This window comes from Cytobacillus oceanisediminis, assembly GCF_007830235.1.
Taxonomy (GTDB): Bacteria; Bacillota; Bacilli; order Bacillales; family Cytobacillaceae; genus Cytobacillus; species Cytobacillus oceanisediminis.
The window spans coordinates 25,564-40,137 of sequence record NZ_VLKI01000011.1 but is presented as its reverse complement, the minus strand read 5'-3'; the positions used below and the strand labels follow the sequence as shown (position 1 = coordinate 40,137).

Here is a 14,574-nt window from a genome sequence, read left to right as displayed (position 1 = left end):
GGAATACGCTGCTGTACTGCAAGATTCTTATTGTGAATAATACAATAATTACCAGTAAATATTTGAATATGGCCATGTGATTCTACACATTCTATACTCACAAGGAGGTGAAATCACATGGCAAACAACAACAGCTCAAACCAACTTCTAGTTCCTGGAGTTCAACAAGCTCTAGACCAAATGAAGTACGAAATCGCTACTGAATTCGGTGTAAACCTAGGTGCAGAAACTACTTCTCGCGCTAACGGTTCAGTAGGAGGAGAAATCACTAAGCGCTTAGTTCAAATGGCTGAACAGCAAATGGGCGGTTTCCAAAAATAATTAAATAATATGGCTACAAGGAGCAGGAATTCTTTCCTGCTCCTTATTTATGTTTAAGCTATGTTAAAGCTCATTGTTGATTTTGGCCATTTGTTGATTGGAGCGGAAGGGTACGACTCCTGAAAATGCATTTGCATTTCCTTCGTGCGGTGTTTATTCGGCGATGATGGTTCAATGTCCTGCGGGGAAAAGCGTTTCATAGGGAGACCCCGCAGGCCCGCGGGCCGAGGAGGCTCCCTGGCCGCTGCGGTTGGCTTGGCTTCTTGAGCAGAATCAACAGGCAAGTCCTATGGTAAAACAGAAAATATTTTTCAAAAAATAAATAATTTAAAATTTTAGAATAATTTAGTATAATAATTTCTATAGAACAGCATCTCAGGTCAAGGCATCAGCAAAAGACATTGTTAGGGGGAGATTTGATGAAACGGGAAGATCTAATTGCACCGGAGAAATACAATCTCGTATCAGAAATGGAGCGTTATGCCGGGGATAAGGATAAGCTTGCAATCAAATGGGAAAATGAGCAGGGAGAGAAAAAAGAGGTTACATACAGAGAGCTTCTCCGTAATGCGAACAAAATTGGAAACGTTTTCTTAGAAAACGGTCTACAAAAGGGAGATGTTATTCTCATTATCGTTCCAAGGCTGATTGAAGCATATCAAGTATACATTGCTTCATTAAAAGCCGGAATTGTCGTGATACCGAGTTCGGAGATGCTCCGTACAAAAGACCTTCAATACCGAATTAATCATGGGGATGTTAAAGGTATTGTAAGTTATTATCCATATGTGGATCAATTTAAAGATATGAAGGAAGCAGGCAGCATTCCGAAATTTGTGATTGGGGGCCAAGCGGAGGATTGGATCCAACTGGACGAGGCAATGAATGAGGCTTCCGACGAACTGCCATTGGCAGATACAACCAGGGATGATATGGCGTTCCTATCCTATACATCAGGAACCACAGGAAATCCGAAAGGTGTTGTACATACACATGGCTGGGCATTCGCCCATCTAAAAACAGCTGCACCGAACTGGCTTTGCATTGAAGAAGGAGATACAGTATGGGCGACAGCAGGACCTGGCTGGCAAAAGTGGATTTGGAGCCCGTTCCTTTCCGTCCTTGGTTCAGGTGCTACTGGCCTTGTGTACAATGGGAAGTTTGAGCCGAAAAAATATTTGCAGCTTTTAGAGGATTATAAGGTAAATGTCCTTTGCTGTACGCCTACAGAATACAGGCTTATGGCAAAGGTGGACAATATCCATGAATATAAGCTTCCGGATCTCCATAGTGCTGTTTCAGCTGGAGAGCCGCTGAACCGCGAAGTGATTGATACATTTAAAAAGCATTTTAATGTAAACGTGCGTGATGGCTATGGCCAAACAGAAAATACCCTGCTTGTCGGCATTACAAAAGAAATGGAGCTTAAAGCAGGCTCGATGGGCAAACCGACTCCTGGCAACAGGGTTGAAATTGTAAATGAGGACGGAGAAGTTTGTGCTGTAGGCGAAGTAGGCGATATTGCTGTCCATGTAGAAACGCCTGCATTATTTAAAAATTACTATAAGGACCCGGAAAGAACGGCTATGCAATTCCGCGGGGATTACTATATTACTGGAGATAAAGCAAAAAAAGATGAAGACGGATACTTCTGGTTTGAAGGGCGCGGCGATGATATTATTATAAGCTCTGGCTATACCATAGGGCCTTTTGAGGTTGAAGATGCTCTGGTAAAGCACCCGTATGTAGCTGAATGTGCAGTTGTCGGCAGTCCGGATGAGGTACGCGGAAGTATTGTCAAGGCCTTCGTTGTATTAAGGGATGGCGTTGACCAAAACGATCCAAACCTTGTATCAGCTCTTCAGGAGCATGTGAAGGAGCTGACAGCGCCATACAAATATCCACGCAAAATCGAATTTTTAACCGAGCTTCCTAAAACAACATCAGGAAAAATTATGCGAGTTGAATTAAGGAAAAAAGAAGCGGAAACAGCTTCAGCACAAAACTAAACCCAATATAAAAATACAGGCGGGAAATCCGCCTGTATTTTTGTTATACTATGTGAAAATGAAATTTTTAGTATGGTAAAGGGGAAAAGATTTATGGGAACGCTATGGCACGGGGGTACTATTTATACCCTCCAGCAAGAAAATCATCAGACAGAAGCCGTTTATACAAAAGGAAACAAAATCGTTGAGCTTGGCGATTTCCGCGACTTAAAGGAAAAGTATAAAGAAGAAATACAGGAAGAAATAGATTTGAATGGGAGCACAATGCTTCCAGGATTTGTGGATAGCCATATGCATTTGATCGGGCATGGCGAAAGGCTGATTAGGCTGGATCTTTCAAAACATACCTCCAAGCAGGATGTTCTCATGGCAGTAAGGCAATTCTCAGAAACAGTTGAGGAAGGGGATTGGGTAATAGGCGAAGGCTGGAACGAGAACCTTTGGGAACAGCCTGAACCTATATACGCCCATGAACTGGATCAGGTTGTGCCTAATCACCCTGTAATGCTTAAACGTGTATGCAGACATGCACTGGCAGTCAACTCGCTTGGTCTGAAAAAGGCTAATATTTCAGAAGAAACAGAGTGCCCTCCTGGGGGAGTTATTGATATAGATGAACAGGGAAAGCCCAATGGACTATTAAAAGACCAGGCACAGGAGCTGCTATTTCATGTCCTTCCAATTGTTTCGGAAAACTATTTAAAGAAGGCGCTTCATGCAGCTATAAACGATGCTTATAAACTGGGACTAACAGGCGGACATACAGAGGATCTCAATTATTATGGAGGCTTCGGCCAAACCTATCAGGCTTTCAAACAGGTAATCGAGGGAGATGAAATGCCGTTTCGCGCCCATCTTCTTGTCCACCACGAGGTTGTTGAAGATATGGTGGAGGCAGGAGGAAGCTTTTTGGGGGGGAGCGAACATATAGAGTTCGGGGCAATGAAGATTTTTGCCGATGGAGCCCTTGGAGGGAGAACAGCTCTGTTAAGCCATCCATATGCTGACGACCCCTCCACATCGGGAGTCGCTATTTATTCCCAGGAGCAGCTTGATATCCTTGTGGAAAAAGCACGTATGCATGAAATGCCTGTTGCGATCCATACGATTGGGGATCTTGCATTTGAAATGGCATTAAATGCGATTGAACAGCATCCTTTAAAAGGAATGGGAAGAGATAGGCTAATCCATGCGCAGATTTTGCGGAAGGATCTGATTGACAGGGCTAAAAAGCTGCCTCTAATCCTGGATATCCAGCCAAGGTTTACAGCATCCGACTTTCCTTGGGTAATTGACCGCATTGGCGAAGAAAATATGGAATACTGTTATGCCTGGAAAACTCTTTTAGAGGAAGGAGTACCTTGTGCAGGCGGCTCGGATGCGCCAATCGAACCGGCCAATCCGTTTCTCGGCATCCATGCAGCTGTCACAAGAACCAATATCGATGATCCCAATACAACAGTTTATTATCCAAACCAAGCACTATCTGTTTACGAGGCAGTGAGCTTATTCACCAAAGGAAGTGCCTTTGCCGCATCTCACGAATCCGACCTTGGAATAATCAAAGAAGGCTATTTTGCAGATTTCACCATATTAAAAGAAGACATCTTTAAAATACCGAAGCAGCAAATTGCGGATATAACCGTCGATAAAACGGTAATTGACGGCAAAATTGTTTATGATGCATAAATTTTAAGTACCAGGTACCTATACCACTTCGCTGAACTGGTATAGATACCTGGTACCCGTTTAAGGAAAAAAAGATTGCCAACATTTTTCCGTTCGACTTATAATATTAATATTTCGATACTAGAAAGAATTGAGGCAATGATAATGAAAAATAATGAAGTGCAAATGGGTGCTCTTTATGCCGGGTTCGCTTACTTTTTGTGGGGAATCCTGCCGATTTACTGGAAGTATTTAAATCATGTCAATGCAGATGAGATTTTAGCAAACCGGGTTATTTGGTCGTTGTTCTTTATGCTGTTTATTCTGCTGGCCACGAAGAAGCGGCACTCTTTCATTACGACACTAAAAGGGTTCCGGACCAACAGAAAGCAGCTTTATGCTCTTGTCATTGCTTCGCTGTTAATCAGTACAAACTGGTTTTTGTACATTTGGGCGGTTAACACGGACCAAATGATCGAGGCAAGCCTGGGCTATTATATAAACCCGCTTGTAAGTGTCCTGCTTGGAATGATTGTTTTTAAAGAAAAGCTTTCTCCTGCCCAATATGTATCTTTTGGGCTGGCGTTTGCGGGAGTAATGATCTTAACCTTAAGCTACGGACGTTTCCCGTGGATTGCTTTTGTTCTGGCTCTGTCCTTTGGCCTTTATAGCTTAACAAAAAAGCTGATAAAAGTAGACTCCGCCATTGGCCTTACACTCGAAACGCTTGTGGTAACTCCTATTGCATTCCTGTATATGATTTCTCTTTTTATAAATGAAAAACAAGCTTTCTTAAATGTTTCAGCAAGCACCGACTTGCTTCTTATTGGGGCTGGAGCGGCAACTGCAATACCGCTTCTGTACTTTGCAAAAGGCGCCCAAAAGATACCGATGTCCATGCTTGGATTTTTGCAATATATTGCTCCGACTATCACATTAATCCTCGGTGTGTTTATGTACCATGAGCATTTTACAAAGCTTCATCTGCTTTCGTTTATGTGCATTTGGCTTGCACTGACCATTTATTCGATCTCAAGGACAAAGCTTTTTATTCATTTGGAAACAAAATGGAAACGTGGCAGAGATGTTGGTATTTAGAAAAAGAGTTTCGCATGATTTTGCGAAACTCTTTTTTATGGCTCTGTTATTTTTACCAGTGATTTCCACTCAAGAAGCTCAGTGAACCGCGGGCGGTCCGACGCTCCACGGCGGGGGCGCCTGCGGGGTCTTCCTTGACACGCTCCATCTTCCCCGATTTTAAACCGAACGAAGGAAATGCTGTGTAAATTCGGGGATCCCGCGCCTTCCGCTCCAACCAGCAGGGTGCTAAAATCAACATGAACTTTAATGCAGCCTTTTTACAAAAATGATCTCTTCACTTTTTCCCAGAAAGAATTGTCTTTAAGTTTTACGGTTTTGATGATTTTTTCACTGAGTATTATATCAATCTTTTCTACATGCTGGATGCTTAGAGCTTCATTGTCCATGCCCATAGTAGGGTGGTCGTTGCCGTCCTGGACAACCCTTAAAGTTAATTTGCGGTTTCCGCTCAGGATAAAAGAGGAACCGAGCGTACGATAGCGGTTGTTATTAAGAGATGCCAGTTCACTCACCTGCATACAAGGAAGCATTGGATCAACCACAGAGCCATTAACAGACTTGTTATAGGCAGTGCTTCCGGTCGGTGTGGCAACAATCATTCCGTCTCCCCTAAAGGTTTCAAAATGAAGATCATCAATAAATACATCAATTACAAATGTTTTAATAATGGCAGACCGGATGCTGAATTCATTTAAGCACTGAAAAGATGTCTGGTCATCAACCGTTACATTGATGGTTGGATAGCGCCTTACTTCCACTTGTTCATATGTCATTGCTTCCACCATTTTTGCAGTGTCGTCCAAATTAAAATCACAATAGAGGCTCAGGCTGCCGGTAGTTGAGATACCCGCATATAAGCAATCATCTCTGTAGCCGGTTTTGCGGACTGCCTGCAAAAACGTCCCGTCTCCTCCAATGCTTACAATGATATTTGCTTGCTTGTAATCAGTTACGATATTAAAATTATGCTCTTTAGCCAGATTGTATAGAGGGCTGACTTTTTCCATCATTTCGTCGTCTCGTTTGTGATAAAAATAAATGTTGCGGCGTGTAGGCATATTCATTCCTCCAAACAATAGGTTATATAAGAAGTCTAATACATGGCTTTTCTTTCCCATATAATTCATATTTTGCTATGATTATGGTTGTTGAATTCAGTTTACCTGTTTTTGAAACATTTTAAAAGTTTATACGTATGAAGAATATGTGACGGATTGGTTTGCCTTAATAATCAGTTTATGGTTATGTAACTCTGGCTGATTATGATATGGAGAGCGATGATTAAAAGGAGGATATTCAATGAATGGAAAACGTTGGGCTGCTCTGGGGATAGCGGCTGGTTTGTTTGTTTTTTCGGTCGTGCTGAATTTTGTCACGGCATTTGCTTTTACAGATATTGAAAGTTCGGTTACGGATCTGTTTGCCGGCACCAATGAGGCATTTATGGAGGAAGTGATTGAGGAAGGGAATGAAATGAAAAAAATTGCTGTCCTGGATGTGAATGGGGTTATTCAGGATACGGGAGACGCTGCTTCTTTATTTGCGAGTCCGGGATACAATCACAAGGGCTTTATGGAAAATCTCGAATATGTTAAAGATGATAATGCTGTAAAAGCCATTATGATTCGCGTTAATTCCCCTGGCGGAGGGGTAGTTGAAAGCGCGGAAATTCATGATAAGATCGTGGAAATCCAGAAGGAAACAAAGAAGCCGGTTTACATATCGATGGGGTCCATGGCTGCTTCAGGGGGATATTATATTTCCGCTCCGGCTGATAAAATTTTTGCCAGCCCTGAAACATTGACGGGTTCCCTTGGCGTCATTATGCAAGGCTATAATTATGCCGGGCTGGCTGAAAAATATGGTGTTGAGTTTGTTACCATCAAGAGCGGCCCTTATAAAGATATAATGAGCCCAACCAGGGATATGACGGAAGAAGAACGAAAGATCCTGCAATCCATGATCAACAATTCCTATGAGGGCTTTGTTAAAGTAATTTCGGAAGGCCGGAGCCTTCCTGAGCAAAAGGTAAAAGAAATCGCAGATGGCCGCATCTATGACGGACGCCAGGCGAAGGAGCTAAACCTGATTGACGGCTTTGGTTATGACGATGATGTGATTGAACAATTAAAGAAAGACCATAATTTAAAAGGTGCGCAGGTTGTAGAGTATACCGAGAATCTTGGCTTCGGTTCATTGTTCAGCATAGGCGCGCGCAAAATCATGGGCGAAGATCTTGAAATGGCAGGATTAATGAAAATGCTGTCCCAGCCAAATTCACCGCGCTTAATGTATCTTTATGCTGAATAGGGAGGTGCGAATAAATGACTTCAAATGACCCGAATGAAAAAGAGTTTGTAAAATCCGATTCAGATCTATTGTATAAAGATGGAGATACCGATTTACGAAACTCCCAACATGAAAAAGCTCTAGTAGGTAGGCAGGCTGTTGAACAAAGAAGCTTCCTCCCAGATCAAAAAACAGCAGATCCAATGAGGTTTGCCGGATTTTGGATGAGATTTTGGGCTTATCTTTTAGATTTAGTTGTTGTTAGCAGTATTGATAGGATTTTGATCAATCCGATCTTCAGGGCAATGGATATCCCTTTAAATGAAAACAGTTTATTTGCACCGATTACGATAGCAACAGCCATTACTTTTTACGCCTACTTTGTGCTAATGACAAAATTCTTTGGCCAGACACTTGGTAAAATGGTCTTTGGGTTGAAGGTAGTTGGTCTCGAAGGCAAAAAGCTAACATGGGGCACGATTATTTTCCGTGAATGGATTGGGCGTTTTATATCTATGACCATTTTTATCGGCTATGTGATCGTCGCCTTCCTTCCGAAAAAACAAGGCCTGCATGATCTCTTTGCTGACACCTCTGTTGTTCATGAAAGGCAGATGCAGCAACCATAATAAGGTAATTGTAAATAAACCTGTCACCCATATGGTGGCAGGTTTATTTTTATCCAATTGGGCATAATACAAGGCTGAAAGGGGTGAAAAAAGTGAAGTGGCTGCTGATCGCCGTAATTGCCCTTATAATTCTTTTTATTTTAATTATGGTAACGAAGCTAAAAGTATTATTTCATTTTTATCACGGAAATGATAATGATCACTTAAAGATTCAATTCAAAGCATGGTTCGGGCTGATCAGGTACAAGGTTGAAGTCCCGCTTATAAAAGTCGATGACAACTCCCCAACACTCGTTGTTGAAGAAAAGAAAGCCGCCGGGACGCAGGAAGACGCAACAAATAAAAAGACGGAGCAATTCTCTGCAAAGGATCTTATTAATAGCTTGCATGATACGAAAGAACTGATAAACCATATTGTGTCACTTCATCGGATCATCCGAAAATTCCTTCGCCATGTGACCATCAGGAAACTTGAATGGCATACTTTTGCAGGAATCGGGGATGCAGCCCATACAGGTATGCTTACCGGAGCACTTTGGGCGATTAAAGGCAGCATTATCGGGTTGGTCAGCCACTATATGAAACTGAAAGCACCGCCCGATATCACGGTCACTCCCCATTTTCAATTTGCCGTTTCACAAACAGCTTTTTCATGTATGATTCATTTTCGTGTCGGGCATGCTATGTTAGCAGGAATTAAACTGATTAAATATTGGAAAGGCGGACGGCCTGATTTCAAAACAAAGCCGCTCTCTGCCTTATCTGATGATGGTACAAAATCTGTCTAAAAGAGGAGGAGCAGTTTATGTCTGACCATCCAATTCAAGGGCTTATGACTACTGCAATGGAAAACCTGAAGGAAATGATTGATGTTAACACCATAATTGGAGACCCTGTTGAAACCCCAGACGGCAGTGTGATTTTAACTGTTTCGAAGGTAGGCTTTGGCTTTGCGGCAGGAGGAAGCGAGTTTATGCTTGACGGGCCTTCAGGCGAGCAGAAGGGCCACCCTTTTGGCGGAGGTAGCGGAGGCGGTGTCTCCATCACCCCGATTGCATTTTTAATTGTTAACTCCCATGGGGTGAAAATGGTCCACCTTGATGAAAGTACTCATTTATATGAGAAAATTCTTGACCTTGCCCCTCAGGCTGTCGATAAGATTCAGCAAATGTTCAACAAGAACAATGATAACAGCAATGGGAATCAGCAAAGCCAAAATCAAAACAGCCAAGACTATAATGGCCCTAAAAAAGACCTTGATATTTAATAGAAGAAAGTTAACTTTCTTAAGGGGAGTTAACTTTTTTCTTGGATCTTACCCTTAATAATTGCAAAAAAGATTCTGAAAAGATATGATTTACACTGTACATAAGTGATTAAGGAGGATGATTTATATGGCATCTATTACATTTAAAGGAAATTCGGTAACATTGCTTGGAAATGAAGTAAAGGCAGGAGATAAAGCTCCTGAATTTAAGGTGTTGGCAAACGACCTTTCAGAGGTAACACTTGCTGATTCAAAAGGGCAAGTTCGTTTAATCAGTGTGGTTCCTTCAATCGATACAGGCGTTTGTGATGCACAAACACGCCGTTTTAACGAAGAGGCTGCTAAGCTTGATAACGTAAAGATTCTTACAGTATCCGTGGATCTTCCTTTTGCTCAAAAGCGCTGGTGTGCAGCAGCAGGCATTGAAAACGTCCAAACTGTTTCAGATCACCGCGACCTTTCTTTCGGGGAAGCTTACGGAGTTGCAATCAAAGAACTTCGCCTATTGGCTCGTGCCGTTTTTGTTGTTGATTCAAATGACACTGTTACTTATGTAGAATACGTAAGTGAAGCAACGGATCATCCAAATTACGAAGCAGCAGTAGAAGCTGCCAAGCAAGCCAAATAATAGAATGATGAAGCCCCGGATATTTTTCCGGGGCTTTGGTTTTTTCGGGCTAAAAGAATGGTTTTGCGGATAAAATCAGACTATCGCAGTTATATTTCATTTTTCGCGGATAAATCAAAAATTTCGCGGTTATATTCGATTTTTTACAGATAAAATTAAATATTAGCGGATAAACCAGTATCGAACTTAGCACTAAACTTGTGAATGGCACAAAAGCCCGTTAAAATAGGAAAATAGAATAAGAACGGGAGGAATATGCTGTGAAAATAGCTCCGGTTGAGGATTTATTTACAATTTTTAATGAAACGGCAACAATCATGCAGGAAGAACTGCAGTGTACATATTTGGAAGCTCTTGCTGAAACGGGGGAAAATCTTTTCCATGAAAGCATTCTTCAGGAAGAACTGAGCGAATTGACGGTAAAAAGGCTAAAGAAGAGCTATGAATCCGTTAACTTGAGCGATTATACAAAAGAGGAAATCAGAAAGTCCTTTCAGCTATCGATTTTAAAAGGAATGAAAGAAAACGTGCAGCCCAATCACCAAATGACCCCGGATGCTGTGGGTATGCTAATTGGCTATCTGGTTGATAAGTTTGTCCAGGAAAAATCTTTCCGCCTTCTCGATCCGGCAGTGGGGACAGGGAATTTATTAACAACCGTGATGAACCACCAAAAAGATAAAACAGTTGAAGCAACCGGTGTGGAAATTGATGACCTATTAATTAAGCTCGCCTATATTAATGCCAATCTGCAGGAACATCCGATCCAGTTTTTCAACCAGGATAGCCTTGAACCGCTGTTTATCGAAGCTGCGGATGCAGTGGTCAGTGATTTGCCTATTGGTTATTATCCAAATGATGTCAGATCGGCTGAGTATAAACTAAAGGCAGATGAAGGGCATTCCTACTCTCATCACCTGTTTATCGAGCAAAGCATTAATCATGTGAAGCCGGGCGGATTTTTATTTTTCATCATTCCAAATGGCATGTTTGAAAGCGAACAAGCACCGAAGCTGCACGAGTACTTAAAGGAAAATGCTTATATCCAAGGTTTAATGCAGCTCCCACTTACCATGTTCAAAAATGAAAAAGCAGCTAAAAGCATTTTCATTCTCCAGAAGAAAGGGGAAGGAGTTACTCCTCCTAAACAGGCTCTTCTGGTTAATCTGCCAAGCTTATCGAAAACAACAGAAGTGGAAAAAATCCTTAAGAAAATTGATGCCTGGTATAAAGAAAGTAAACAATAAACAAAAGGAAGAAGCCGTGCTGTTAAAGCTGGCTTCTTTTTCGTGTATAGCACGGAGTCTGTCTTCTCAATAGTCTTCTTAATATAGCGAAGTATCAGAAATTCAGAAAATATTTAATTTAACATGAAAACGATACCATTGCAAGGTATTTCTTGAAATGTGCCGCTGACAGTGTTTAAATGGGGAATTGAGAGATATTAATGATGTCCGTTGTACAAAATAAGTTTGTACCATTTTGACATCTCACAGATGTTTTTTATATAAAAGTATGAGTTCAAAGAGGAGGACAAAAAGAGCCGAGAAAATCAAGGAAGTGAAACTTTGAGCAGCGGAACGTATGTTTTTGATACGTGAGCAGCGGAGAAGCAAACTGACGCAGATTTTCGACCGCTATTTTTCCCGGACTATTTGAACATCATCTAAAGGAGCGGTTGCTTTATGGCAAAAATCATAGCAATTAACGCCGGCAGTTCCTCATTGAAATTTCAGCTTTTTGAAATGCCGAGCGAAGAAGTTATCACAAAAGGTTTAATTGAGCGCATTGGATTGGATAACGCGGTTTTCAACATTTCCGTTAATGGCGAAAAAATTAAGGAAGTTACAGATATTCCTGATCATGATATAGCTGTTAAAATTCTGCTTGATAAATTAACGAATCTTGGAATCATTCAATCACTGGATGAAATTGAAGGAATCGGCCACCGTGTCGTTCACGGCGGAGAAGCATTTAATGATTCTGTTATCATTTCAGATGAAGTACTTGCGAAAATCGATGAGCTTTCCGAGCTTGCACCTCTTCACAATCCAGCAAATATCACTGGAATTAAAGCATTCCAGCAGGTGCTTCCAAATGTGCAGGCTGTTGCTGTGTTTGATACAGCATTCCACCAGACAATGCCTGAAAGTTCATTCTTATACAGTTTGCCATATGAGTATTATGAGAAATATGGCATACGTAAATATGGATTCCATGGCACATCACATAAATATGTATCAGAACGTGCGGCAGAAATGCTTGGCCGTCCGCTTGAACAGCTTCGCCTTATCTCCTGCCACCTGGGAAATGGCGCAAGTATTACTGCTATTGAAGGCGGAAAGTCTATTGATACCTCAATGGGATTCACTCCCCTTGCAGGTGTAACAATGGGAACCCGATCAGGTAATATTGACCCGGCCCTCATTCCATTCATTATGGAAAAAACGGGTAAGAATGCAGATGAAGTTCTGGATATACTTAATAAAAAGAGCGGTATGCTTGGCGTTTCAGGCTTCTCAAGCGACCTTCGCGATATTGAAACCCAAGCTGTGGAAGGGAATGAAAGAGCGGAATTGGCTCTTGAAGTATTTGCCAACAGAATCCACAAATATATCGGATCTTATGCATCCCGCATGTATGGTGTAGATGCAATCATCTTCACAGCTGGAATCGGCGAAAATAGTGATGTTATCCGTGAGCGTGTCCTTCAGGGACTTGAATTCATGGGCGTATACTGGGATCCAGCTTTGAACAAGGTACGCGGTGAAGAAGCGTTCATCAACTATCCTCACTCACCAGTAAAAGTCATGATCATCCCTACAAATGAGGAAGTCATGATTGCTCGCGATGTTGTGAGATTGGCTAAATAATAAACTTAGGCAGGAGCATTGCGCTCTTGCCTTTTTTGTATGGGCTCTGTTAAATTGCCGGTTGATTTGCGCTCCATGCGCTCGCTTTCCGCGGGCTGTCCGGGAATCTCCTCAAGCATTAAGCCTGCGGGGTCTCCCTTTGATCCGAACTCCCACAGGACTTTGAATAAGCTTCCTTGTATAAACACCGCACGAAGGAAATGCGAATGCATTTTCGGGATTAGCGCCTTCCGCTCCAATCAACAAAGTGCAGAAATCAAATTGAGCTTTAATACAGCCTTTACATTAATAATGCAAGCAGGTAGAAGGAGAATTTACCAACTTAGTTATGCTATACTGAGACCAATAAGAAGTTTTTGGGAGGAATTGCGATGCCATTGAGTGAACGGGAAAATAGTGTTTTGGCCGGAATTCGTGACTGGGAAAGTAAATTGTATAGCTATGAACCGAATGATTTGGAGTTGGTCTATGACAAGTCATTGGAAAGGTCTTTTTCACTGTTGCCTGAAGAGGCGCAGCAGCAGTTTTTTTCAGCCCTGGACAGCTGGCTGTTCCATCTTCATGCACTTATCCAGGGGTCACAGCTGCAGATGGATGCCAAAGAACGTATTTTGACTGCAGGCCGTGTCTTTCATTCTGATATTGAGACAATTGGAGATCTAAAAGCATTAAATATCGACCAGCTTCAATACATAGCACAGCAGCAGATAGCGCGCCATCGGCTATATTCTTTTGCTCAGGGAGGAATTGCCGGTACAGGCAGCTCTCTGATGCTTGGTGCAGATATTCCCGCAATGGCTGTCATTAATCTTCGGGCTGTACAGCTTATAGCCATGACCTATGGTTTCGAAGTCAATACTCCATACGAAATGATGAGTTCTCTTAAGGTTTTCCATGCTGCCACCCTTCCGCCTCGAATGCAGGGAAGTTCCTGGGAAGAATTAATGTATGAGCTCCAAAATCAGGAAGAGTTCTATTTCTATGAAGGGAAGGAAGATCTAACCGATATTACGTGGGTTGAGCAGCCAATGAAGCAGCTGTTCAAAGCGATGGCTATTTACTTTTTCCGGAAAAAGTCGGTTCAAGGGATTCCTTTTATCAGCATGGCAATTGGAGCAGGAGCCAATTACCAGCTGACAAGAAAAGTTACAGATTTCGCCCATAAGTATTATAAAATGAGGTATTTGCAGGAAAAGAAAAAGCGCAGCTGAGAATTTAGATAGGCGAAACGACTGAAGCTAACTAGGAAAATAAGCAAAGGTGATGCTAAATGAGTACATTCCAGCATAAAAAGGAAGCGCCAAAAAAAGTAAGATGTAAAATTGTAACGGTCAGCGATACAAGGGAAAAAGATACGGATAAAAGCGGCAAGCTGATGATCCAGCTATTGGAAGAAGCAGGACATATCATTGCTGATTATGTGATTGTAAAAGATGAATCTGGTCCGATCCGCAAGGCAGTGTTAAAAGGGTGCGAAAACCCCAATATAGATGTTGTGCTCACTAACGGAGGTACGGGAATCGCTTTGCGAGACGTCACAATTGAAACAGTGAGAGATATGTTTGATAAGGAAATAGACGGATTCGGCGAACTCTTCCGTATGTTAAGCTACACGGAGGATATCGGCTCGGCAGCCATTCTTTCAAGAGCAGCTGCCGGCACAGTAAAAAATAAAGCAGTATTCTCAACCCCAGGGTCCTCCGGGGCAGTACGTCTTGCCATGAATAAGCTGATACTTCCTGAACTTGGACATGTTGTCAGGGAATTGAAGAAAGACTTATAAATAAGA

Annotated in this window: 14 protein-coding genes; 13 read left to right on the top strand and 1 reads right to left on the bottom strand. The window is 42.0% G+C overall.

The window, feature by feature from the left end; translation table 11 throughout:
- Positions 1–117 precede the first annotated feature (117 nt).
- The 4 genes from IQ19_RS17210 to rarD all read left to right on the top strand — a co-directional run bounded on the left by IQ19_RS17210 (position 118) and on the right by rarD (position 5,096).
- A complete protein-coding gene (locus IQ19_RS17210) occupies positions 118–321 on the top strand; it encodes an alpha/beta-type small acid-soluble spore protein (protein ID WP_144543604.1) in 204 nt (67 codons plus the stop codon).
- A 419-nt stretch (positions 322–740) separates the two neighbouring features.
- Complete coding sequence (gene mbcS / locus IQ19_RS17205; RefSeq protein WP_144543603.1) at positions 741–2,330, top strand: acyl-CoA synthetase MbcS; 1,590 nt, start codon at positions 741–743, stop codon at positions 2,328–2,330.
- Between the two features lie 93 nt (positions 2,331–2,423).
- Complete coding sequence (locus IQ19_RS17200) at positions 2,424–4,019, top strand: amidohydrolase (protein ID WP_144543602.1); 1,596 nt, start codon at positions 2,424–2,426, stop codon at positions 4,017–4,019.
- Positions 4,020–4,163: 144 nt separating this feature from the next.
- On the top strand, positions 4,164–5,096 hold the full coding sequence (gene rarD, locus IQ19_RS17195; protein WP_144543601.1) for an EamA family transporter RarD: 933 nt from the start codon (positions 4,164–4,166) through the stop codon (positions 5,094–5,096).
- A 260-nt stretch (positions 5,097–5,356) separates the two neighbouring features.
- Here the strand turns inward: rarD and IQ19_RS17190 are convergent, their stop codons facing one another.
- On the bottom strand, positions 5,357–6,157 hold the full coding sequence (locus IQ19_RS17190) for an NAD kinase (RefSeq protein WP_144543600.1): 801 nt from the start codon (positions 6,155–6,157) through the stop codon (positions 5,357–5,359).
- A gap of 241 nt (positions 6,158–6,398) precedes the next feature.
- On the opposite strand from IQ19_RS17190, the gene sppA reads away from it, so the two are divergent.
- From sppA to IQ19_RS17140, 9 genes are all read left to right on the top strand, one after another.
- Positions 6,399–7,409, top strand: coding sequence for a signal peptide peptidase SppA (gene sppA, locus IQ19_RS17185; RefSeq protein WP_144543599.1), 1,011 nt, complete (start codon positions 6,399–6,401; stop codon positions 7,407–7,409).
- A gap of 14 nt (positions 7,410–7,423) precedes the next feature.
- Entirely contained in the window at positions 7,424–8,017 is a 594-nt protein-coding gene (locus tag IQ19_RS17180; RefSeq protein WP_144543598.1) for an RDD family protein, read from the top strand.
- Between the two features lie 92 nt (positions 8,018–8,109).
- A complete protein-coding gene (locus IQ19_RS17175) occupies positions 8,110–8,805 on the top strand; it encodes a DUF2953 domain-containing protein (protein ID WP_144543597.1) in 696 nt (231 codons plus the stop codon).
- A gap of 17 nt (positions 8,806–8,822) precedes the next feature.
- Complete coding sequence (ytfJ, locus tag IQ19_RS17170) at positions 8,823–9,284, top strand: GerW family sporulation protein (protein ID WP_144543596.1); 462 nt, start codon at positions 8,823–8,825, stop codon at positions 9,282–9,284.
- Positions 9,285–9,411: 127 nt separating this feature from the next.
- On the top strand, positions 9,412–9,912 hold the full coding sequence (gene tpx, locus IQ19_RS17165) for a thiol peroxidase (RefSeq protein ID WP_144543595.1): 501 nt from the start codon (positions 9,412–9,414) through the stop codon (positions 9,910–9,912).
- A gap of 260 nt (positions 9,913–10,172) precedes the next feature.
- The gene (locus IQ19_RS17160) at positions 10,173–11,159 is read left to right on the top strand and encodes a class I SAM-dependent methyltransferase (protein ID WP_144543594.1); all 987 of its coding nucleotides are present in this window, start codon (positions 10,173–10,175) and stop codon (positions 11,157–11,159) included.
- 438 nt (positions 11,160–11,597) lie between these two features.
- Positions 11,598–12,785 (top strand): acetate kinase, encoded by a 1,188-nt coding sequence (locus tag IQ19_RS17155; RefSeq protein ID WP_144543593.1) that lies wholly within the window; start codon positions 11,598–11,600, stop codon positions 12,783–12,785.
- 371 nt (positions 12,786–13,156) lie between these two features.
- Positions 13,157–13,996 carry an EcsC family protein gene (locus IQ19_RS17145; protein WP_144543591.1) on the top strand — a complete coding sequence of 280 codons (840 nt, stop codon included), beginning with the start codon at positions 13,157–13,159 and terminating at the stop codon, positions 13,994–13,996.
- 59 nt (positions 13,997–14,055) lie between these two features.
- A complete protein-coding gene (locus IQ19_RS17140; protein ID WP_144543590.1) occupies positions 14,056–14,568 on the top strand; it encodes a MogA/MoaB family molybdenum cofactor biosynthesis protein in 513 nt (170 codons plus the stop codon).
- Positions 14,569–14,574 lie beyond the last annotated feature (6 nt).